A 21,479-nucleotide genomic window follows, 5' to 3' on the forward strand; every position below is an offset into this window, starting at 1 on the left:
CGCATTGGTGAAAAAGAAAGGAGACGTACGAAAAATCTGCAACTTTTATGATTGCATTAAAACGCCACGAGTGTAGGCTTGCTCAAACTGCATCTGCAAGAATATCTGATACACTTTATGTGCGGTTTTGATCATTACGTTGCAGAACGATCAAAGCCCCTACGCGCAGTGCGGCATTTAATGCAATAATAAAACTTGCATTAACTGGCATAGTCGTTCAACCTTAAAGTGTAATTGCAACTGATACTGATACTGTTCGCAACGGCGACCGGAGAAAACGAGATGATGACCACCGCATTTATTCACGATTTGATCGACTGGATTGACAACAATATTGAAACGCGTCTGGATCTGGATACCGTAGCGGGGCGCGCCGGTTATTCGAAATGGCACCTGCAACGTATGTTCAAAGAGCATACGGGTTTGCCTCTGGGCGAATACATTCGTGAGAAGAAGCTGAAGAAGTCAGCGGATCGCTTGACCACCAGCAATGAACCGATTCTTAACGTTGCGATTTCACTCGGTTTTGACTCGCAGCAGTCGTTTAACCGCAGCTTCAAACGCCAGTATGGCGTAGCGCCGGGAGCATGGCGTCGTCACGCCGCGCCATCCGCCAGCGCGATGCAGTAAACCCCGCCAGGGCCAGCTTTGCTGGCCCGCGTTTTTCCCTGCCCTAAATCTGTTATTATCGTCGTCCTGTTTTTCAGGATGTCACCATGTCAAAAAAACTCTGGATTGCCTTAATTCTGATCCTGGCCGCGTTGTGGCTCGGGCTTAAACCGCGTTTGTCCGATAAATGGTCAGCCAGCCACCCCGATATTTCGCAACTCACCGATGCCAACACCGTGGCGCGTTGGCTGCAGCAGCATCACAAATTACCCGATCTCTATCTCACCAAATATGAAGCACGTCGTCAGGGCTGGAATCCCAGCAAGGGCAACTTGTGTGAGGTCTTGCCGGGCCGCGCGATTGGTGGCGACCGCTTTAGCAACCGCGAAAGAAGGCTGCCGATGCAGGCGGGTCGACAATGGTATGAAGCTGACGTCAATTACGATTGCGGCCACCGCGACGCCGATCGTCTGCTTTACTCTTCCGATGGCTTGATTTTCCTCACCACCGATCACTATCGCAGCTTCAAACAGGTGCCTTAACCATGTTGACGCTCCATTTTGACTTTGAAAATTTGTCGGATCGCCAGGCATTTTACCGCGCGCTGGTGCAGCAGAGTGCCTGCCCAGTGGATTTCGGTAACAATCTTGATGCGCTGTGGGATTGGCTGACCGGCGGCATGGCGCTGCCGGCCACCTTCTATTTAGCGCATGCCGATGACGCCAGCGAGAGTGCCGAATTTGCGCCGGTGCTGGCGTTACTTGAAGAGGCGCAGCAGCAGTTGCAAGGCGAGCTGCGCCTGGTGCGTGGGGAATAAACTACGCGTGCAGCGGTAACAGCAAAATCGCCAGCATCTGTCGCGCATTCGCGGGCAAATCGCCGCCGCCGGTGTAGCCATTGTTCTCAACGATCACCGAATTCAAACCCACCAGCCAGTCATAGATGTAGTAAGCGGTATGATTGGCGGGCGCGGCCGACAGACGCGTCAAACGCTGTCCCGGCGAGAAGCTGACGCTCGGCGCAGGCGGGCGGGCAAAAATGGTCTGACCGCGATTGACGCGACTTTCAGGACGCTCGCTCTCCGGGCGCTGTAAAAAGCCCAGCCACGCCACGAAATCCCCCAGCACCGTCATGGCGCGTGAAACCTGACGATCGGTACGCGCTTCATGGGCGCTGGCCTGCGCATCCGGCTCGTTAAGCGCGCTTTGCAGTTTGCTCAGCACCTTGAGACGGAAGCTGGCGGTAATTAACTCTTCCACCAGCATCTCCAGCGTCGGCTTATCGACGTTGAGCAGCGCCAGCAGGCTGCGGCTCTCCGGCAGCTGACGCAAGTGCTCCAGCCACAGCGCAAACACCTGCTGCGGGAATTGCTGATCGCGCTGACCGCCCGAGCTGCGCGGCTCAGCGGCGGCCACCGGCTCATCTTTAAACAGATCGAACTCGAAGCCGATGCCGAAATAGCTCTGCTCAGCGGCCGCCGTTTTGGCGCTGTGCTGAATGTGATGGCTGCTGTTCTGGCTCAGCCACAGCTGGCGCACCGCTTCACGCGACGGCTGCAAACGCTCCAGCAGTTCGCCGTGCAAACCGGTGCGATGTTGCAAGCATTTCAGCAGCGTATCGGAGATCGCCTGCTTGCGAGCCGCTTGTTCTGGCGTGGCGCTGGATTCGGTCCACGGCTGCAAACGTTCCACCAGCTTGTGCTGCAGCGCGCTGAGCTGCAGCGCCAGACGATCGCGGCGCGCTTCCGGCTGCATCTCATCCTGCAACCAGCTGCCCATGCGATCGACGCCTGCGCGATCGAGCGCCAGCATCGATCCCCAACTCTGTCCCGGCTGACCAATCTGGCGTTGCACCGCTTCGTCAACGCTAATCTGCTGCTGCTGATAGCGCGCGTCATGCGGCGTGATCGCCCAAATCAAACGCGGCTTCTCACCGCTGGCGGCGATGGTTTGATGTATGTGCCACTCGCGCAGCGCGCTGGCGGCGACATCGGTATCCTGGCGCTGGCTGGCGGCGGTACAGATCAGCATCAGATCAATGCCCTGACGCGCGGCGTACAGCCCCGGCAGCAGCGCGCGTTTCTGTTCCAGCAGCGTAGCGCGCAGCGGATCGCGTTTGCGCAACTGGGCGAGCTCGTCTTGCTGCGCGCGGTCGGCAGGCGTGCCCGGCGCGGGCAATTCCAGCATATCGGCTTCATCGTACAGCGCCTGACGCGGCGTGGAGCTTAACGGCAGGGTGATTTCCAGCGTCAGCAGCGCCAGCAAGCCCAGCGGCACCGGCTGCGCTTTGCCGAGACGATTAGCGACGATTGGGCACACGTCGATCATCTCTTGCCAATCGGCATCATTACTCACCAGCTTTTCGGCCGGCAGCGCGGCGTCATCCGCCAGTAAACTAAGCGGTGCTAACACGCGCGGCGCGTGACGCAGCTGATGGCGCAAGTGCATCAGGCTGCGCAGGCTTTCGTTGAGCGCCGTTTGTCCCGGCCACAGCAGCGCAAACAGCTGCACGCGATCGTCGACGTTGAGCCACGGTGCCAGCGCCACCGCCTGCGGCCAGAAGTGGCGATCGAGAATTTCGGCGTGACGATGATGGCGACGGCTCCACGCCCACAAGGTGATCAGCGCATCGCTATCTAAACCCGGTTGCACTTCATCCTGACGATGGCGCTGCAAGCGTTGTAATGCGGCATCAATCGGTGCGCTGTCTGGCTGCTCTTCGGTTTTGGCGCAGGCCAGCATCAGGCGAATCAGCTCCACTTCGCTCAGCAGCGTCATCTCCAGCGGCCAGGCGTTGGATTGCGTTTCGCGCTGATGGCTGAAGCGGGTGGCGATGGCGAAATCGAGATTGCCTGGATTGATGTTCTGGAAATAATTGAAGGTTTTATCGCCCAGGCGCGCAATCAGCTGGCCTTGCGCGTCGCCGACCATTTCGCTCAGCAGCCAGGCTTTACCCGCCTGTGATTGACCAAACAGCGCCAGCGTAACCGGACGCGCCAATTGACGCGCCAGCGCATGGCTTTCCACGCGCGCACGGCGCAGTTGCAGCGTCAGCGTTTCGGCTTCCATCGCCAAGCGCGGCGCGTGTGCCTGATGGGTTTCCACCCAGTTCAGCGCGCCATCCAGCGTTTCCTGCATCAGACTCAGACGTTTTGCTGGTGTCACTGAGGTGGCTTTTTTGGCAGTTCTCATCGTTTGCAGACGCTCCCGCTGTCGATCCAATATTGCGCATTCGCGTTGCCGGTGGCAGAAAGCGTGTTCAGTTTCAGACTCAGTTGCTCCAGCGGCACACGCGTGCCGTCATCCATACGCGCATCGCTCAGCACCAAACGCTCCGGGCCGAGATTATCCGGGCCGGGCTGCACCGCCAGCTTGATGCGCAGTACGCTTTCGCCGGCAACCTGACGCGCCAGCGTCGGGTCAACAATGCTCAGGCTATACAGCGGCGAGGCCGGCCAGCGATCGTTCTCCAGCTGGCGGAAGCCGAGGCAAACGTTGCCGCGAATGCGGAAGCTGCTTTTGCGATCCAGCGCGAAACTGCTGCTGTCGAGATCGATCTCGCTGTAACACAGATTATCGTCGCTGAGCGCTGAGGTCTCATCCAGCACGCCGAGATAGCGAATGGTGGAGTAAGGTTCGAAATCACCGGCGCGGAACCAGAAGCTGCTGAGGCGCAGATCGAGCGCCAGCAGGCACAGCATCGCGCCGACCGCCGCGGTGGATTTCGGGTTATCAATGCGGCCTTGCTTGTTAAACGGATACCAGTCGCTGGTGTGATAGCCTTCCAGCGACAAAATACGGCTGCCCGGCAGCGGTTGCAGATGGCGCACCAGCGCCTGAATGCCAGGGAAGCGTGATGGACGACCGGTGAGCAGCAGCACATCGCACTGATACAGCGACACCACTTCGCACATCGCGCGCAGCGCCGGAATAATCGCCATACGGTGTTGCAGGAACTCGCCGTGCAGCTGCGCCATGCTGACCACCAGCGGCACCTCAAGCAGATCGAAACGGCTGTCGCCGCCGAGCGTGCGCTGAATTTCACCGTTCACAAACGCCAGCACGCTGCTGGCCGGTTTTTGTGGCACCAGCTCGCCGAACAGCGCATTGATTTCGCTGTGGCTGTCGAGCGGATCCCAGTTTTCGTACTGCTCCAGCACCGCCTGCGCCAGCGGAATAAACAGCTGCAGCGTCACTTGCTGACGCAGCGTGGCTTGTCCGTCCATGCGGCTGTCGTGGCCAAACAGCTTGTTCATCAGCGGTTCGGCCAGCTGCAAACCGGCTTTCTGCAAGCTCTGCTGCAACGCTGGCAGAATCCACAGCTGAATCACATCCAGCAGAATATCGTCACCGGCGACTTTGAAGCCTTCGCGGAACAGTAAGCGCGGGGTGATTTTGACGTTGTTGCCCTGGCCGTCATCGAGGCGGTATTGGGTAATGGCTAAATCGGTGGTGCCGCCGCCGATATCAATCGAGGCGATGCGCAGGCTTTTACCTGGCAACTCGTCAACTTCACGCGGACGATCCGGGCGCGCCATGCTGCTGAAGAAATCTTCTGCGCGACCGGCAAAGTTGACCTGGGTTTCGTTGAACAGCCATACCATTTGACCGCAGGTGGCTTCGTCCCACTCCATCTGCACATCCGGCACCGGACGCAGGCTGTTGGCCTGGCTGGCGGCAGTAAACGCTTCTTCGGCTGGATGCCAGCCTTCGGCTTTCCACACCAGCGCGATGGCTTCCTGCATGCGGCGACGGAAAATCTCACGCTCCGGCTTCGGCATCGCCGATGGCAGCGTCAGGATCACATGACGCAGCTGGCGCGGCGCCTGGCTTTGCGGCATGCGCTGGCGCTGCGCCACGCTGTTCATCTGCATCATCGCCTGCGCCAGCAGTTCGCACAGCATAAAGGTCATCAGCGAACTGCGGCTGTAGCTGGCGGAGAACACCGGCAGACGATCGTCTTCCGCCAGCGCGTGTAGCGGCTGGCCTTCGTCGTTGATCAGTAAGGTGAACGGCAGCGCGCTGGCCTGCGGCTCATCGCTGCTGCCGTTGGCGTTGAAGCGCCAGCCTGGCTGATAGCGCGCTTCATCCCACAAATAGCGGCGCGGGCTGGATAAACCGGTGCTGCCTTCGGTGCCAGCACGCAGCAGCGCCAGACGGCTGGCTTCACGGCCTACGCGCGTCAGTGACGGCCACATAAAGGCGTTTTCGCGGCCGCTCTCCAGCGAAAAGTTGGCCTTGCCGAAACGGGTTTCAGCAAACTCCAGGCGGCTGTCGAACAGCTCGTTGTAGACCTGATGCGGCTCAGAGAGATCGCGCAGCTGCAGCTCGTAGGTTTGACGCAGGCCGCTGCTCTCTTCGGCGTGATCTTCCACCAGAATGCCGCAGGTGTGCGAGTTGCCGACGTCGAGAATGATATCGACGTTGACCGCCGGCGTTTGCAGCGAGGTTGCCTGAATGTAGATTTCTGCCAGATCGAGCTGCTCGCCCAGCAGTTCCAGTAAGTTGAGATAGTGCGCCTGATATTCGAATTCACGCAGCGCCTGGTTCAGCTCCTGTTCGCGGCGTGATTCCAGCGCATGCACCTGCTGGCTAAAGGTTTCACGCAGCCAGCCATCAACCCACGTATGGTCGAGAAATTCGCCCAGCTCGTAGTTGTGCCAGGCGAGGGCGAAACTGACGCCGTTCTGCGCATCGGCTTTGCTTAAACCGTGCTGCTCGCCGCCATCCTGCTCAGACACAATGCGCGTATCAAAGGCGAGGGTGATGCGATGGGTGTTGCCTGCCGCGTCGGGTTGCGCCAGCGGTGCCAGATGCAGACGCGCCCAGTTGTCCGGGCCGCCGATAAAACGACGTCCGCTGGTACAGCGCAGCACCGGCAGCGGCAGCCATTGATGGGCCAGCAGTTTCAGGGAATCGGCCAGTGCGATATCCGTTTCCGGACGCACCACTTCCGCTGCGCCACCGTCTTCCGGATAGAGCAGGAACTTGCCGCTGTTGCCGTCGACATTGAGGCGCAGCAGCGGGCCGTTGGCGGTTTGCCGCACGAATTGGCGGCGTGCCTGCAACGCAGGTAAACGCAAACCGAAATCAAGAAACTGCACACCGCTATCTTCAATCAGCGTGATTTTCTGTTTGTCATCGATGAGGGGAGCCAACATGTTTACTTACTCTCACGCTTAATCGTCAACGGGAAGACCTGATCTGCGCCATATTGCGCAGTACAGCTGGCGATGCCATCACCGGCTTTACACACCAGTTCCGGCATGCGGTAACGCGATTTATCGCTGCAGGTCGCAGTATAGCGGCTGCGCACTTCCATGCTGCCGGCGGTGGTCATCGCGGCGGTGACATCGGCTTTACAGCGAATGTTGTCGCCCTGGGTAATGGTGGCGGTGCCTTTGCCGTTGCGGATTTGATAACGCAGGCTTGGCGGTTTGCCGGTCGGCAGATTGGTTTGACGCAACGTGACGCGCCAGGTGCCATTGATAAATTTCACCGATCCAACGCGCGCATCTTCGGTGGTCATCACCAAATCATCGGCTTTGGCCGGTTCGGTGTGTTCAGCCACCACTTCCGGCGGCGCGACAGGTGCAGCAATCGGCGCGGCGGCAACGACGGTGGCGGCGGTTTGTGGCAGCGTGGCGGCGAGTTTTTCCGCTTTAACCATCACGGCAGGCGGCTTACTCACCGGCACAGGCACATCCGCAACGCGAATCGCAGCAGGTTGCGGCGCGCTGTGCAGCCAGAAGGCGACGCCCGCAGCCACCAGCGCCGCAACCGGCAACAGCAGCATCAGCGGACGCACGGCAAAGGCGCGACGTGGCGGCGTGACAGGTTCGGGTATCGGTTCAGGCGCGGGCTCAGGAATGACCTCAACCGCCGGTTCTTCGACTTCAGGTTCCGGCGCGATCAGCGGTTCAGCTGCGGCAGGCGGCACCTCGATCAGCGGCGCAATTACCGGCGCCACCACCAGCGGAGCGGGTGCTGGCGGTTCTGGCAGCAGCGGCGGCAGTTCATCTTCCAGCGAATCGCGCAGGCAGGCCAGCGCGTCATCACGCGAACGCGCCTGCGGATCGACAAAGCCCCAGAAGGTGATCACCGGTTTGCCATCCACCAGATAAACGTACTGCTGATCCGGGAACTGCAACGTTTTGCTCAGCAACGCAGCAAACAAGCGCATCGCCGGATTCTCCGCGTCGCGCGCGCGCAGGCTCAGCGCCTGCAGATCCTGCTGGTTAAGCGTCAGCAGTTCCAGCGCCTGACGGCGCTCGTGATCGCTGGCACCCAGCCAGGATTTTACTTTGCCATTAAACGGGGCGTACCAATCGAGGCGGTCACCGCGCTCGTTGACCTGCGGGATCGCGAGGCAATTGGCCAGCGTGGTTTGGCGGCGCAGGCGCAGGGTTTCACGGATTTGCAGCGCGGATGTCCAGACCGGCTGGCCGTTTTCACCCAGTGCCAGTACCGTGTCCAGATTGCCGCTGCGCAGAAAAGTTTTTGCCACTCGTTGGGCCCTTATCGGTGGTTGTCTGAGGCAGAACAGTGTGTGTTTTTGGCGATGATAGTGATCTTAAGCCAAATGCAGCGAAATCAAACGGCTGATAAAGGGGGAAAAACAGGGCGTTTTTCCCGCGTGCGGAGAAGATTGCTGAAATTTTAAGCGCGGCTGCGCGGGGAAAGGATCGCATAGGTCAGCATGCCGCCGAGCAAACCCCAAAAGGCGGAGCCGATACCGAGCAGCGAAATACCGCTGGCGGTGATGAGAAACGCCACGATGGCGCTGTCGCGCTGATCCGGTTCGGTTAAGGCGCGCTGCAAACTGCCGGACAGCGTGGCGAGTAGCGCGAGGCCCGCCAGCGTGGCAATCAACACCGGCGGCAAGGCGCTCAGCATGATGGCGATCAATCCGCCGGTAAAGCCAGTCAGCAGATAGAACACGCCCGCCAATGCCGACGCCATCCAGCGGCGCGCCGGATTCGGATCGACATCGTCGCCCATGCAGATAGCGGCGGTAATCGCGGCGATACACACCGAAAAGCCGCCAAACGGCGACAGCACTAAAGCAATAAATCCGGTCCAGCCGGTGAGCGCTGATACCGGCGGCTGATAACCGTGCGCCTGCAAGGTGGCGATGCCGGGCGCATTTTGTGACGCCATGGTGACGAGGAAATAGGGCAAACCCACGCCAATCAGCGCCGACAGAGTAAACTGCGGCATGATGAATTCCGGCTGGCTGATCGCCAGCGCATGCGGCGGAAAGTGGATCGATTGCTGGCCGAGCGCCACCAGCACGCCCGCGATCAACGCCAGAATGATGGCGTAGCGCGGCAGCCAGCGGCGGCTCAACAGCCACACCAGACACATGCTGCCGCACAGCGCGAAATTGCTCTGCAAACCGCTAAAGGTGCCGATGCCAAACTTCAGCAGAATCCCGGCCAGCATCGCTGCCGCCAGCGACTGCGGAATGTGATTCATCAAACGAGCGAACAGGCCGGTGACGCCGCACAACACAATCAGCAGGTTGGTGGCGACGAACACGCCCACCACTTCATTCAGCGTCAAGCCCTGCACGCTGGTGGCGAGCAGCGCCGCGCCGGGCGTTGACCAGGCGGCGAGAATCGGCATGCGTGTCCACAGCGATAAGCCGAGCGAGGCCAAACCCATACCGACGCCGAGCATCGACAGCCAGCCGCCAATCTGCTCCGGCGAAGCGCCCGCCGCCTGCGCCGCCTGAAAGATCAGCGCCGCCGTGCTGCTGTAACCCACCAGCACGGCGATAAAACCCGAAATCAGCATCGGGAAGGAGAAAGCACTGCGCGTGGTGGCGGTTGTCATCAGGTCACATCCGGTTGTGCGTTATAACGCACATTGTGGCATGGAGCGTTATAGCGCACAAGTGCTACACTGCGCGCGAGCTTTTCGGGAGAACACATGGAAAATTTGCATCAACATTTGAGTCTGGCGCTGAAACAGCTGCGTCAGGCCAACGGCTGGAGCCTGACACTGGCAGCGGATCGCACCGGCGTGAGCAAAGCGATGCTCGGCCAAATTGAGCGCGGCGAATCGAGCCCCACGGTGGCGACGCTGTGGAAAATCGCCACCGGCTTTAACGTGCCGTTTTCCTTCTTTGTGCAGGGCAGCGATCAACCGCCGGGCAGCGTGGCGACCTTCAGCCAGCCCAACGCGCAGATGCAGGTTAAGCCGTTGCTGCCGTACGATGCCAAACTGCGTTTTGATCTACTGGAAGTGACGCTGGCGGGTGGCGCGCAGAGCGATTCATCGGCGCATGAAAGCGGGGTGATTGAGCAGGTTGTGGTGCAGGAAGGCGAATTGTTGCTGGGCGTGGAAGGCACATGGCGGCGTTTGCTCTCGGGCGAAGCCAGCCAGTTCGCCGCCGATACGCCGCACAGCTACCGCAATCCCCTCAGCACGCCGCTGCGTTTCCACAGTTTGATTCATTATCTGCAACGCCCGTAGGATCGCCATTCATTGCGACCACCTAACAATCCGGCACAATTACAAATTGATACGAAGGTAAACTACCCAGTTTGCCTTCGTATTTATATACTCGCGGCTCATCAGTAAGGAGAAGGTGCCATGAGCGACCTCAACAGCGCGGCGGCGTTACTGCGCAGCATCAATGGCAAACTGGCGCGTCGCCTGCGGGAATCGGCGCCGCCGGGCGATCTCACCTGGCCGCAGGTATCGGTACTCGGTTATCTGGTGCGCGAGGGCGCCATGACGGTAACAGAATTGGCTACGCTGGAAGGGGTGCGCACGCAGTCGATGGGCGCCACCGTGGCCAGCCTGCAGACGCTGGGTATGGTGCAGGGCGCCGCCGATCCGCTGGATGGCCGGAAAACCCGCTATCAACCCACCGATGCCTGCCTGAAACTGATCGCCGCCAACCGCGCACAACGTGATGACTGGCTGCTCAACAGCATTGCGACGCAGTTGAATGCGCAGGAACAACACACGCTGCTGGCCGCTATTCCCTTACTGCAACGACTTGCCGACCAATAATCCTGAGAGGACTCAACATGGCTTTAACTACCCTTGACGACAACACCGCGCTGATTGTGATTGACCTGCAAAACGGCATTGTTGCGCTGCCGGTCGCACCGTTAGAGGCGCATGAAGTGATTGAGCGCTCAGCGCGTCTGGCCGATGCTTTCCGTGGGCAAAAGCGCCCCGTGGTGCTGGTCAACGTTGCGGGCGGCGCGCCTGGCCGCAATGAGCAGCCGAAACACGCTGGCGATCTGCCAGCCGATTGGGCGACGTTGGTGCCAGACCTGGCGCAGCAGCGCGGCGACATCGTCATCACCAAAAAAACCTGGGGCGCTTTCCATAACACGGATTTGCACGAGCAGCTGCAGCAGCGCGGCATCACGCAGGTAGTGGTTTGTGGCATCGCCACCAGCATCGGCGTGGAATCCACGGCGCGTCAGGCGTATGAGCTGGGTTACAACGTCACGTTGGCTACCGACGCTATGACCTGCCTGAATGCCGAAACGCACAAAAACAGCGTCGATCGCATCTTCCCGCGCCTGGGCGAAACCGGCACCACCGATGATGTGCTGGCGTTGTTGAAGTAAAAGATAACTACCATTCTACAGGGCGAGAAGTGATGTTCAGCCTGACAGGTACAAAGTCGATTTCAGATGCACAAGGATCTGACATTCGTTGATGTATAGGAGTGAGGGAGTGCTTAACTGCTTTCACTTTCTGATTGGGCACTGGACGTTTCGCTGAAATTTTCTTTTTAGTCATGTTCTTTCTCATATTGAAAAAGAAAATGAAAATAGCGAATCGGCAGCTTCTTTCCTAAGTAAAAACAGTAAAGGCCCTGCAATACAGACAAGTCTTGCATGCTGCTTGTTAGCTGAGGGTAAATCGGTCGCCATGAATGGCGACCCTACTGTAATTGGCGAGGTTTTCGTAGGGTGCGCATTTATGCGCACCGGCATTCACGTTTATTTACTGAAACGCGTAACTCACCGTCAGACCCACGCTGTAATTGCGCCCCGGCGCCGGTTCGTAGTAGCGACCGTTGCTTTCATTCACGATCACCGAACCGATGTAGTTGCGATCAAACAGGTTATCGACGCGGCCAAACAGATCCAGCGTCCAGTTCTGCACCAGCCATTTATAACCGCTGTTCACGCCGACCACGGTGTAAGACGGCGCTTTCACATCGTTTTCATCATCCGCCGCGATATCGCTCAGGTAGCGCACATCGGTTCCGGCATACCAGCCTTGATCGGGCGCGTAAGCCAGTCCGGCGTAAGCCATGTTACGGGCAATGCCGGGAATGCGGTTGCCGTCGCAGCTTGCGGTGCCGCAGGCGTTAGAGCGATAGCGGGCATCCAGCAAGGTCCATGCGGCTTTGAAGCGCCAGCTTTCACCAAACTGCTGGTCGAGGCCGAGCTCCAATCCACGACGGCGGGTCTCACCGGCGTTTTTGTAGCTGGTGCGGCCTTCAAAGCTGCTGTCGGAAACGATCTCGTTTTTGGTGTCAGTCTGGAAAATCGCCGCAGTTAACAGGCCATTGCCAATCCGTTTCTTGCTGCCTAGTTCAAACGTTTCGCTGGTGGCGGGTTGCAGGTTGAGATTGAGTCCGGCCTGATCGGCGGCGCGGTAGGACAACTCATTCAGCGTCGGCGTTTCGAAGCCGCGACCAGCAGAAACATAGGCATTCCAGCTGTTATCAATCGCGTAATTCAGCGCAGCGGCAGGCAACCAGCGGTGATAGCGACGATTGCCGCTGTCATCCGGATCGCTGTCGGTGACGTAATAGTCATTGGAGTCGAAATTCACCGTGCTGAAACGTACGCCGGCATCCAGCGACAGTTTATCGGTCAGCTGCCACGCGGTTTGCAGATAAGGATCGAGGTTCCACATCAGGTTGCGTTCGTTACGACGCATCTCGCCCTGCACGCCCAGCTCGTCGCCGCTAAAGTTTTGATACCCTTTGCGCTTCTCGGTCATGGTTTCGTAGTCGAGCCCGCCGGTGAAGGTTACCGGAATGGTGAACAGCGCGTCGCGGTGCGTCCAGCGGGTATCGATGCCCTGATAATGCCGTGACAGAGAAATGACGCCGCCGGGATAACCTGCGCGCAGCTGGGTGGCTTTAGGAATCGATTGATACTGCGTGGTTTCACGTTCACCGGCGTACATCATCACGCTAAGGTCGTCGTTTTCACTCATCTGGCGCTGATAGTGCAGGCCCGCTTGCGTTTGATCGACGGTTTTACGCGCGTCGTACAAGGTCACGTTGCTGGCGACCTGGCGTGGATTATCTTTCCACTGCTCGGCGGTCAAACCGCCTGGATCCTGCGCTTCAACGTGCACGCTGTTGAACAGCAGCGTCAGGGTGCTGACATCGTCGATGCGCACGCCGAGTTTGGCGTTGCCGAGGTTTTTCTGCGCCGAACTGTGATCGCGGAAGCCGTGCGTGGTAAAGCGCGAGGCGGAAACCGTGTAGTTGACGTCGCCGGCTTGCGTACCGTCGCCGGTTGCGCCGCTGGCTTTAACGCTGTTACGCCAGCTACCGTAACTGCCATACCAGCTGCTGGCTTCCAGCGTGGTCGGTTGCTGTCCGGTTTCGGTTTCAACGTTAATTACGCCGCCCGACGAGTTGCCGTACAGCGCCGAGAACGGGCCGCGCAGCACGTCGATGTGATCGATTGAGCCGATATCGATGTTGGAGGTTTGTCCCTGGCCGTCGGGCATGGTGGCTGGGATCCCGTCAACGTACATGCGAATCCCGCGCAGGCCGAAGGTGGAACGCGAACCGAAACCGCGCACCGAAATCTGCAGGTCCTGGGCATAATTTTGACGATTTTGTATCTGCAAACCCGGCACGCTGCTGAGGTTTTCTGACAAATTCACGCGCGGTGCGGCATGGCGCATATCGTCGCCCGACACCACGCTAACCGCGGCTGGCGTGTCGAGTTCAGAAAGGCCCGAGGCGGACGGCGCCGCGCTCACCACCATGGTATTGCTGGCCGCGTTTGCCGCCAGCGCCGAGACCGGTAACATCGCAGGCAGCATCAGCAGCGAAGCCTGTCGCAGTAAAGCTATTTTCATTATGAAAGACCGTAAAAAGGGCGTGAAATGAACCGAATGGAACATTAATGGCGCGTATGTTAATCGTTTTATCATTTGTTTGAAAAGCGTTAATAGTATGACGGATTATTAATAATTGCGGTGTTGAAAATGTTTTTTCATCGCATCTCTGGCCTGGCTGCGTCAGGGAAATTCTGTCAGTCTGGCGGTTTTGTCTGAAGGCACAAAAGAGAGGGAATGATGAGTCAACAACCTGTGGTCGCGGTACTGGGATTGGGCGCGATGGGGCATGCGTTTGCCGCTAACCTGTTGAAAAAAGGCTTCACGGTGCGCGGCTGGAACCGCACGCGTGCCAAAGGCGAAGATTTGCTGGATGCAGGCATCATGCTGGCCGACAGCGCAGCGCAAGCGGTGAGTGGCGCGGATGTGGTGATCGCCATGCTGGCCGACGGCGCTACCACGCGTCAGGCGCTGAACGACGCCAGCTCCGCGCTCAAGCAGGGCGCGACAATTTGCCAGATGGGCACCATCGGCGTGGCAGCCACCGATCAACTGATCGCGGAATTCAAAAGCGCGCGTCCGGACGTGGTGTTTATCGATGCACCGGTTTCCGGCACCAAAGCACCGGCCGAAAATGCACAAATCCTGGTGATGGCCAGCGGCGATCAGAGCAACGCGGAGGCCGCCGAGCAGGTGTTCGCCGCGATCGGAAAAGGCACGCAGTGGCTGGGCGAGGCGGGCGCCAGTTCGCGCATGAAGCTGGTGGTGAACAGCTGGCTGATTGGTCTGATGCAGAGCCTGGCGGAAAGTACGCGTCTGGCGGAAGAGTTTGGTTTCAGCACCGACGATCTGTGGAAAGTGCTGGATGGCGGTCCGCTGGCGGCACCGTACGCCAAAATGAAACTCGGCATGATTGCCAGCGGTGATTTCACGCCGCAGATGCATCTGGTTTGGGCGCTGAAAGACGCCAAACTGGCGCTGGATGCGGCAGGCGATAGCAAACTGCCGGCGCTGGAAAACATCGTGGATGTCTGGCAGCAAGCGGTAGACGCCGGTTACGGCGAGCAGGATTTGGCGGCGGTTTACCAATATCTGAAACGCTAACATGAGTGCGCGGCTCAACTTCGACTTCGCCTATCGTCCGCTGGTGCCTTATGCGCACGATTATGCGCATGGCGACGCGGAGCCGTGGCATCACCACGATTGCGCCCAGCTGATCCACACGCTGAGCGGCGTGGTGAAAGTGGAAACGCAGCACGGCAGCTGGATTGTGCCGCCGAGTCGCGGCGTCTGGCTGCCGGCGGGAACGCGTCACGCGCTGCACATCGTCGGTGCCGTGGCCGCGCGCACGCTGTTTGTGGATCCGCTGGCGCGCGCCGATCTGCCCGCCAGTTGTCAGGTGGTGCAGATTTCGCCGCTGCTGCGCGAGTTGATTGTCAGCGCGCTGGCGCTGCCGGAGCAGTACGTTCCCGGCAGCCGCGCAGAGCGGATTTACGAGCTGATCCTCGATGAGATTCGCGTGATGGACGTGCTGCCGTTTGGTCTGCCACTGCCGGAAAGCGAGCGGCTGCTGAGTTTGTGCCAGCAGATCCAGCAAGCGCCCGGCGAAAACTGGACGCTGGCTCGCGCCGCCACGCAACTCTGCGTGGCCGAACGCACGCTGGCGCGCCATTTCAGCCGCGAAACCGGTTTGCAGTTCAGCGATTGGGTGCGCCGCGCGCGACTGAGTGTGGCGTTAACCCGCTTAGCGCAGGGCGATAGCGTGCTGACGGTGGCGCTCGATCTCGGCTACGACAGTCCGAGCGCCTTCAGCGCGATGTTTCGCCGCGTACTCGGTGTTACGCCAGCGAACTACTTTCCTGCGGCAGAAAAGCGTGTGCTGCGTTGAGCAGCGCCTGCAGTGAAGCGCGCGCCACATCGTTATCAATGCCCACGCCCCACGCGCGTTCACCGCGTGCATTAATGCAGCTGATGTAAGTTACCGAACGACTATCGCTGCGTTTGCCCAGCGTGTGTTCGTGATAATCCTCAATGGTGATGATTACGTCATAGCGCTGATGCAGCGCGGCAACGGCGGCTGAGAGCAAGCCGTTGCCTTTGCCTTCCAGCGTCACCGGCTGCGCGCCCTGTTGCAGCCGCGCCTTGAGACGCGTTTCGCCTTTCTCGTCGCTGTGGCTTTCCGCTTCCAGCAAACGACGCGCGGGCTGCGTTAAGCCGTAATGCTGACAAAACAGCTGCCATAGCGCGTGGTGCGTCATCTCCTGACCGTGCTGGTCGGTTTGCTGCTGCACCAGACGGCTGAAATCCTGCTGCAAGCCGCGCGGCAGCTGCAGACCGTGATTCTGCTCCAGCAGCCAGGCGGTGCCGCCTTTACCCGATTGACTATTGACGCGGATCACCGCTTCGTAGCTGCAGCCGATATCCAGCGGATCGAGCGGCAAATACGGCATCTGCCAGATCGATTCTTCACGCTCAGCGCGTGCGGCAAAGCCTTTACGAATCGCATCCTGATGCGAACCAGAGAAGGCGGTAAACACCAGTTCACCGGCATACGGATGACGCGGATGTACCGGCAGCTGGTTGCAGCGCGTCACCACTTCCAGCACCTGCTGGATATCGCTGAAATCGAGCTGCGGCGCGATGCCCTGGGTGTAGAGATTGAGCGCCAGCGTGACGATATCAACATTGCCGGTGCGCTCGCCGTTGCCAAACAAACAGCCTTCGACGCGATCGGCACCCGCCAGCAGCGCCAGCTCGGCGCAGGCGATGCCGGTACCGCGATCGTTATGCGGATGCACGCTGATCGCTACCTGCGATCGCTGGCTGAAGTGGCGACAGAAATACTCAATCTGATCGGCATAGACGTTCGGCGTGTTCACTTCGACGGTCGCGGGCAGGTTGATGATCATCGGACGCGCCGGGCCCGGCTGCCAAATCGCCGCCACCGCTTCGCAAATCTCCAGCGCAAACTCCGGTTCGGTAAAGCAGAAGGTTTCTGGCGAATACTCGAAGGTCCACGCGGTATCCTTTTGCGCTTCGCAGCGGGCGTGAATTTGACGCGCACCGGCGCAGGCCAGTTCGATAATCTCGGCTTTGCTCTGGCGGAACACGCGCTCGCGGAACAGCGGCGCGGTGGCGTTGTACAGATGAATAATGGCGTTTGGCGCGCCACGCAGCGCGTCGAAAGTGCGATCGATCAGGTCGCTGCGCGCCTGGGTCAACACCTGAATCGCCACATCGTCGGGAATGTGCTTCTGCTCAATCAGCAACCGTACAAAATCAAAATCGGTCTGCGATGCCGCCGGGAACGCCACCTCAATCTCCTTGAAGCCACAGCGCAGCAGCAGTTGCCAGAACTCCAGCTTGCGCGCGCTGTCCATCGGCGTCGCCAGCGCCTGATTGCCATCGCGTAAGTCGGTTGAGAGCCAGCGCGGTGCCTGCGTCAGCTGGCGCGAGGGCCACTGACGATCGGGTAAGTCGATGACCGGAAACGGACGGTATTTTGCAGCGGGTTGCGTGAGCATAACGATCTCCTTGTGATGTGGCGTTCAGTCTCGCCCAGCATCGCGTGGCGCGGCTCGCGCATTGCTGACAACCACTCGCGCAAAAGTGACATTTGCGCGGCCATGCCGTCGGTCGCCATAAATGACGACCCTACAAATGCGTGGGTTAGGTCGTAGGGTCGCCATTTATGGCGACCGCATCACACCGCTATATACCATTGTCGGCATATCTCATGCGAAATCGGCATCGGTCATTTGGCGCGCGCGGGTTAGGCTGGGGTTTTGCGCGATGGGATAAAACACAATGAAAAGAGCAGCTTTGGCACTATTGATCGTGACAGCCAGCGGCACGGCGGCGGCAGAAACCGTGACGCTGCGCATTGCCGATCAAAAGGGAAATATGCACGCGGAAATGGAAGCGGCGCAGCAGTTGAATAACCTCAATTACAAAATCGAATGGGCCGAGTTCCCGGCGGCGGCACCGCTGGCGGAAGCGCTGAATGCCGGTGCGGTGGATGCCGGTATTATCGGCGATGCGCCGCTGTTGTTCTCGCTGGCGGCCGGTTCGCAGGTGAAAGCGGTGGCGGTGAGCAAATCGGTACCCGAAGGATTGGCGGTGCTGGTCAGCCCGGATTCGCCCATCAAAACCGTCGCCGAGCTAAAGGGCAAAAACATCGCCACCGGACGCGGATCGATTGGTCACTTTGAGGCGCTCAAAGCGCTGGAGCAGGCGGGCGTCAGCGATAAAGAGGTCAACTGGCGCTTCTTAACGCCGGCGGATGCGCGCATCGCGCTGGCAAACGGTTCGGTGGATGCCTGGTCAACGTGGGATCCTTATACCGCGCTGGCAGAAGTGACCCACACCGGACGCGTGCTGGTTAACGGCGTCGGCCTGTCCAGCGGCAACAGTTTCCTCGCCGCCACCGACGCCGCGCTGAACGATGAAGCCAAACGCGCGGCGCTGCAGGATTACGTCAATCGCTTAGCCGCTGCCGATCGCTGGGCCAACAGCCATGTCGATGAGTACTCAACCACGCTGGCAAAAATCATCGGCTTCCCGAAAGAGGCCGCGGCGAAATCCTTCTCACGCCGCAAATCGCACTGGCAGAGCATTGATGATGCCACCATCGACCAGCAGCAGGAAACCGCCGATTTCTACCAGAAATACGGTTTGATCCAGAAGCCTCTTGATGTGAAACCGACCTTCTATCACGGCTTAAAGGTTGCGCAGAACTAACCCTTTGTGCGCCCGCATTTGGCGAAACAGCAGCGCGCGCGTAGCATGGCGGCATGTTGTTTCGTCAAAGATTCCCTCATGTTGCTAAAAACCTTCGACGGTCATAACGACCTGCTCCTCAATCTGTGGCTGCATCATCGCGATGATCCAGCGCAGGCATTTTTTCACGGCATCGAAAAGGGCCACCTCGATTTTCCGCGCATGCAGCTGGGCGGTTTTGCCGGTGGGCTGTTCGCGATGTTCGTGCCGCCACCGCGCTATATCAAAGAGGTCGCGCCACAGCGTGCCGGGGAAAATCTCGATGCGCTGACGATTCTCTGGCAGCAGCTCGACATCCTGAAAACGCTGGCGGCGCAATCTGACGGGCGGGCGCGGTTATGCCTTAACACCGCTGATATTGCCGCCTGTCGCGCGGACGGCGTGCTGGCGCTGGTGGCGCATATTGAGGGCGCAGATGGGTTTGATGGCGATGGTGAAGCGCTTGATGCATTTTACCAGGCGGGCGTGCGCAGCATCGGGCCGTTCTGGAATCTACCCAATCGCTTTGGCGAAGGCGTCAGCGGATCATTCCCCAACTCACCGGACAGCGGGCCGGGTTTGACCGAACAAGGCGAGCAGCTGATCGCCGCTGCCAATCGCCATCGCATGCTGATCGACCTGTCGCACATGAACGAAAAAGCCTTCTGGGACACCGCGCGCCTGTCAACCGCGCCACTCGTGGCGACGCACTCCAATGCGCACGCGCTCTGCGCGCAGCCGCGTAATCTGACCGACGATCAGCTGCGCGCCATTCGCGACAGCGGCGGCGTGGTGGGCGTGAATTTTGGCAACGCTTTCCTGCGCAGCGACGGAAAACGCGACAGCGACACCGCATTGATCGAAATTGTTAAACATGTTGAGCACCTGATCGCGATAATGGGCCGTGATCATGTGGCGCTGGGCTCCGATTTTGATGGCATCAGCGTGCCTGAGGCGCTGAAAGACGTGAGCGGATTACCGCATCTTTATGCGTTGTTGCGTTCGTTCGACTACGATCAAACAGCACTTGAGCAGCTCGCATGGGGCAACTGGCAGCGCGTGTTGCAACAAATTTGGCAGGATTAGCACAATTCCCTTACCGAATCAGGGTTGATCTGCTCGCTACATTGGCGCAACATCTGCGCGCGTACGGATTGCGATGTGATCTACGTCACAGCCGCAATCCTCTTCAGCAGAGATTTCTCTGCGTTTTTGCTTTATGAGGAAGACCATTATGTGGAAAAAACCTGCGTTTATTGACCTGCGTCTGGGCCTGGAAGTGACTCTGTACATCTCCAACCGCTAAGACTTCTGCCCGCCGTTCGTGCGGGCATTTTGTTTTCTCTCTCTGGTCAACGTTCATGTTTATTAAAGTCCTCGGTTCAGCGGCTGGCGGCGGCTTCCCGCAGTGGAACTGTAACTGCGCCAATTGCAGCGGCCTGCGTAACGGCAGCATTCAGGCGCAGGCGCGCACGCAATCTTCGATCATTGTCAGCGACAACGGTGAAGATTGGGTGCTGTGTAACGCCTCGCCGGACATCAGCCAGCAAATTGCCCACACGCCAGAACTGATCAAAAAAGGTGTGCTGCGCGGCACGGCGATTGGCAGCATCATTCTGACCGACAGCCAAATCGATCACACCACCGGCTTGCTGAGCCTGCGCGAAGGTTGTCCGCATCAGGTGTGGTGCACGCCGGAAGTGCATGGCGATCTCACCAGCGGCTTCCCGATTTTCACCATGTTGCAGCACTGGAATGGCGGTCTGCAGCATCATGCGTTAACCCCGCTGGAGCCGTTCCGCGTCGATGTCTGCCACAGTTTGCAGTTCACCGCGATTCCGATTCTCAGCAACGCGCCGCCGTATTCGCCGTATCGCGATCGCCCGCTGCCGGGCCACAACGTAGCGCTGTTCATTGAAAACACCGCCAACGGCCAAACGCTGCTCTACGCGCCGGGACTCGGCGAGCCGGATGCGGTGATCATGCCGTGGCTGGAAAAAGCCGATTGCCTGTTGATTGATGGCACGGTGTGGCAGGACGACGAGCTGCTCGCCACCGGCGTCGGCAAAAATACCGGCAGAGCGATGGGCCACTTAGCGCTGGCCGAAGAACAAGGTTTAATGGCGTTGCTGGCTGCGCTGCCGGCCAAACGCAAGATTTTGATTCACATTAATAACACCAATCCGATTCTTAATGAGCAATCGCCGCAGCGCGCCTATTTGACGCAGCAGGGCATTGAAGTGAGTTGGGATGGCATGGCGATTCATCTGCAGGAGTTTGCATCGTGATCATTACTGAAGCGTTATCGCCTGCCGCGTTTGAGCAGGCGCTGCGCGACAAAGGCGCGTTCTACCACATTCATCACCCGTATCACATTGCCATGCACAACGGCAATGCAACGCGCGAGCAGATTCAGGGTTGGGTGGCGAACCGCTTCTATTATCAGACCAATATTCCGCTGAAAGATGCGGCGATCATGGCTAACTGCCCGGATGCGGCGACGCGGCGTAAATGGGTGCAGCGCATCCTCGATCACGACGGCAGCAACGGTCACGAAGGCGGGATTGAAGCCTGGCTGCAGTTGGGTGAAGCGGTAGGTTTAGATCGTGAGGTGTTGCTATCCGAGAAGCTGGTGCTGCCGGGCGTGCGCTTTGCGGTGGACGCCTACGTTAACTTTGCGCGCCGCGCCAACTGGCAGGAAGCGGCCTGTAGCTCGCTGACCGAGCTGTTCGCTCCGCAGATACATCAGTCGCGTCTCGACAGCTGGCCGCAGCACTATCCGTGGATCAAAGAGGAAGGCTATTTCTACTTCCGCAGCCGTCTAAGCCAGGCGAACCGCGATGTGGAGCATGGATTGGCGCTGGCGCTTGAGGTGTTCACCAGCGCCGAACAGCAGAACCGCATGCTGGAGATCCTGCAGTTTAAGCTCGATATTCTCTGGACCATGCTCGATGCCATGACCATGGCGTATGCGCTGCAACGTCCGCCTTATCATACGGTCACCGATCAGGTGTCCTGGCACAGCACAAGACTGGTATAACA

Annotated in this window: 19 protein-coding genes; 13 read left to right on the forward strand and 6 right to left on the reverse strand. The window is 59.2% G+C overall.

Annotated features, from left to right (window positions below; all coding sequences use genetic code 11):
* Positions 1 to 282: 282 nt before the first annotated feature.
* From HX773_RS13225 to HX773_RS13235, 3 genes are all read left to right on the forward strand, one after another.
* On the forward strand, positions 283 to 630 hold the full coding sequence (locus tag HX773_RS13225; RefSeq protein WP_008110158.1) for a helix-turn-helix domain-containing protein: 348 nt from the start codon (positions 283 to 285) through the stop codon (positions 628 to 630).
* Positions 631 to 716: 86 nt separating this feature from the next.
* Positions 717 to 1,151, forward strand: a complete 435-nt coding sequence (locus HX773_RS13230) for a ribonuclease domain-containing protein (protein WP_176971877.1) — start codon at positions 717 to 719, stop codon at positions 1,149 to 1,151.
* Between the two features lie 2 nt (positions 1,152 to 1,153).
* On the forward strand, positions 1,154 to 1,426 hold the full coding sequence (locus HX773_RS13235; protein ID WP_176971878.1) for a barstar family protein: 273 nt from the start codon (positions 1,154 to 1,156) through the stop codon (positions 1,424 to 1,426).
* A 1-nt stretch (position 1,427) separates the two neighbouring features.
* Here the strand turns inward: HX773_RS13235 and HX773_RS13240 are convergent, their stop codons facing one another.
* The 4 genes from HX773_RS13240 to HX773_RS13255 all read right to left on the reverse strand — a co-directional run bounded on the left by HX773_RS13240 (position 1,428) and on the right by HX773_RS13255 (position 9,446).
* A complete protein-coding gene (locus HX773_RS13240; RefSeq protein ID WP_176971879.1) occupies positions 1,428 to 3,800 on the reverse strand; it encodes a virulence factor SrfC family protein in 2,373 nt (790 codons plus the stop codon).
* Positions 3,797 to 6,769: a virulence factor SrfB gene (locus HX773_RS13245; protein ID WP_176971880.1), complete on the reverse strand. Its 2,973-nt coding sequence runs from the start codon at positions 6,767 to 6,769 to the stop codon at positions 3,797 to 3,799. The genes HX773_RS13240 and HX773_RS13245 overlap by 4 nt, the downstream gene beginning before the upstream one ends.
* A gap of 2 nt (positions 6,770 to 6,771) precedes the next feature.
* Positions 6,772 to 8,115, reverse strand: a complete 1,344-nt coding sequence (locus tag HX773_RS13250) for an SrfA family protein (protein WP_176971881.1) — start codon at positions 8,113 to 8,115, stop codon at positions 6,772 to 6,774.
* Between the two features lie 152 nt (positions 8,116 to 8,267).
* Positions 8,268 to 9,446 carry a benzoate/H(+) symporter BenE family transporter gene (locus HX773_RS13255; RefSeq protein ID WP_176971882.1) on the reverse strand — a complete coding sequence of 393 codons (1,179 nt, stop codon included), beginning with the start codon at positions 9,444 to 9,446 and terminating at the stop codon, positions 8,268 to 8,270.
* A gap of 96 nt (positions 9,447 to 9,542) precedes the next feature.
* Between HX773_RS13255 and HX773_RS13260 the strand changes: the two genes are divergently transcribed.
* From HX773_RS13260 to HX773_RS13270, 3 genes are all read left to right on the forward strand, one after another.
* Positions 9,543 to 10,088: a helix-turn-helix domain-containing protein gene (locus tag HX773_RS13260; protein ID WP_176971883.1), complete on the forward strand. Its 546-nt coding sequence runs from the start codon at positions 9,543 to 9,545 to the stop codon at positions 10,086 to 10,088.
* Positions 10,089 to 10,208: 120 nt separating this feature from the next.
* A complete protein-coding gene (locus HX773_RS13265) occupies positions 10,209 to 10,634 on the forward strand; it encodes a MarR family winged helix-turn-helix transcriptional regulator (RefSeq protein ID WP_176971884.1) in 426 nt (141 codons plus the stop codon).
* 17 nt (positions 10,635 to 10,651) lie between these two features.
* Complete coding sequence (locus tag HX773_RS13270; RefSeq protein WP_176971885.1) at positions 10,652 to 11,206, forward strand: isochorismatase family protein; 555 nt, start codon at positions 10,652 to 10,654, stop codon at positions 11,204 to 11,206.
* A 382-nt stretch (positions 11,207 to 11,588) separates the two neighbouring features.
* Here the strand turns inward: HX773_RS13270 and pqqU are convergent, their stop codons facing one another.
* Positions 11,589 to 13,700 (reverse strand): TonB-dependent receptor PqqU, encoded by a 2,112-nt coding sequence (gene pqqU, locus HX773_RS13275; protein WP_176971886.1) that lies wholly within the window; start codon positions 13,698 to 13,700, stop codon positions 11,589 to 11,591.
* 219 nt (positions 13,701 to 13,919) lie between these two features.
* Between pqqU and HX773_RS13280 the strand changes: the two genes are divergently transcribed.
* Entirely contained in the window at positions 13,920 to 14,783 is an 864-nt protein-coding gene (locus HX773_RS13280) for an NAD(P)-dependent oxidoreductase (protein ID WP_176971887.1), read from the forward strand.
* A 1-nt stretch (position 14,784) separates the two neighbouring features.
* Positions 14,785 to 15,567 (forward strand): helix-turn-helix transcriptional regulator, encoded by a 783-nt coding sequence (locus HX773_RS13285; RefSeq protein WP_176971888.1) that lies wholly within the window; start codon positions 14,785 to 14,787, stop codon positions 15,565 to 15,567.
* On the opposite strand, the gene leuA is transcribed toward HX773_RS13285, so the two are convergent.
* Positions 15,518 to 17,203: a 2-isopropylmalate synthase gene (gene leuA, locus HX773_RS13290; protein WP_176971889.1), complete on the reverse strand. Its 1,686-nt coding sequence runs from the start codon at positions 17,201 to 17,203 to the stop codon at positions 15,518 to 15,520. The genes HX773_RS13285 and leuA overlap by 50 nt on opposite strands.
* A gap of 283 nt (positions 17,204 to 17,486) precedes the next feature.
* On the opposite strand from leuA, the gene HX773_RS13295 reads away from it, so the two are divergent.
* The 5 genes from HX773_RS13295 (at position 17,487) to pqqC (ending at position 21,477) form a co-directional block, all read left to right on the forward strand.
* Positions 17,487 to 18,419, forward strand: a complete 933-nt coding sequence (locus HX773_RS13295; protein ID WP_176971890.1) for an ABC transporter substrate-binding protein — start codon at positions 17,487 to 17,489, stop codon at positions 18,417 to 18,419.
* A 78-nt stretch (positions 18,420 to 18,497) separates the two neighbouring features.
* Positions 18,498 to 19,523, forward strand: a complete 1,026-nt coding sequence (locus HX773_RS13300; protein WP_218168241.1) for a dipeptidase — start codon at positions 18,498 to 18,500, stop codon at positions 19,521 to 19,523.
* A 148-nt stretch (positions 19,524 to 19,671) separates the two neighbouring features.
* Positions 19,672 to 19,743: a pyrroloquinoline quinone precursor peptide PqqA gene (gene pqqA / locus HX773_RS13305; protein ID WP_002905689.1), complete on the forward strand. Its 72-nt coding sequence runs from the start codon at positions 19,672 to 19,674 to the stop codon at positions 19,741 to 19,743.
* A 55-nt stretch (positions 19,744 to 19,798) separates the two neighbouring features.
* The gene (gene pqqB / locus HX773_RS13310; RefSeq protein ID WP_176971892.1) at positions 19,799 to 20,725 is read left to right on the forward strand and encodes a pyrroloquinoline quinone biosynthesis protein PqqB; all 927 of its coding nucleotides are present in this window, start codon (positions 19,799 to 19,801) and stop codon (positions 20,723 to 20,725) included.
* The gene (gene pqqC / locus HX773_RS13315; protein WP_176971893.1) at positions 20,722 to 21,477 is read left to right on the forward strand and encodes a pyrroloquinoline-quinone synthase PqqC; all 756 of its coding nucleotides are present in this window, start codon (positions 20,722 to 20,724) and stop codon (positions 21,475 to 21,477) included. Before pqqB ends, pqqC begins: the two co-directional genes overlap by 4 nt.
* Positions 21,478 to 21,479 lie beyond the last annotated feature (2 nt).

Source organism: Pantoea sp. B9002, assembly GCF_013385945.1.
Classification (GTDB): domain Bacteria; phylum Pseudomonadota; class Gammaproteobacteria; order Enterobacterales; family Enterobacteriaceae; genus Pantoea.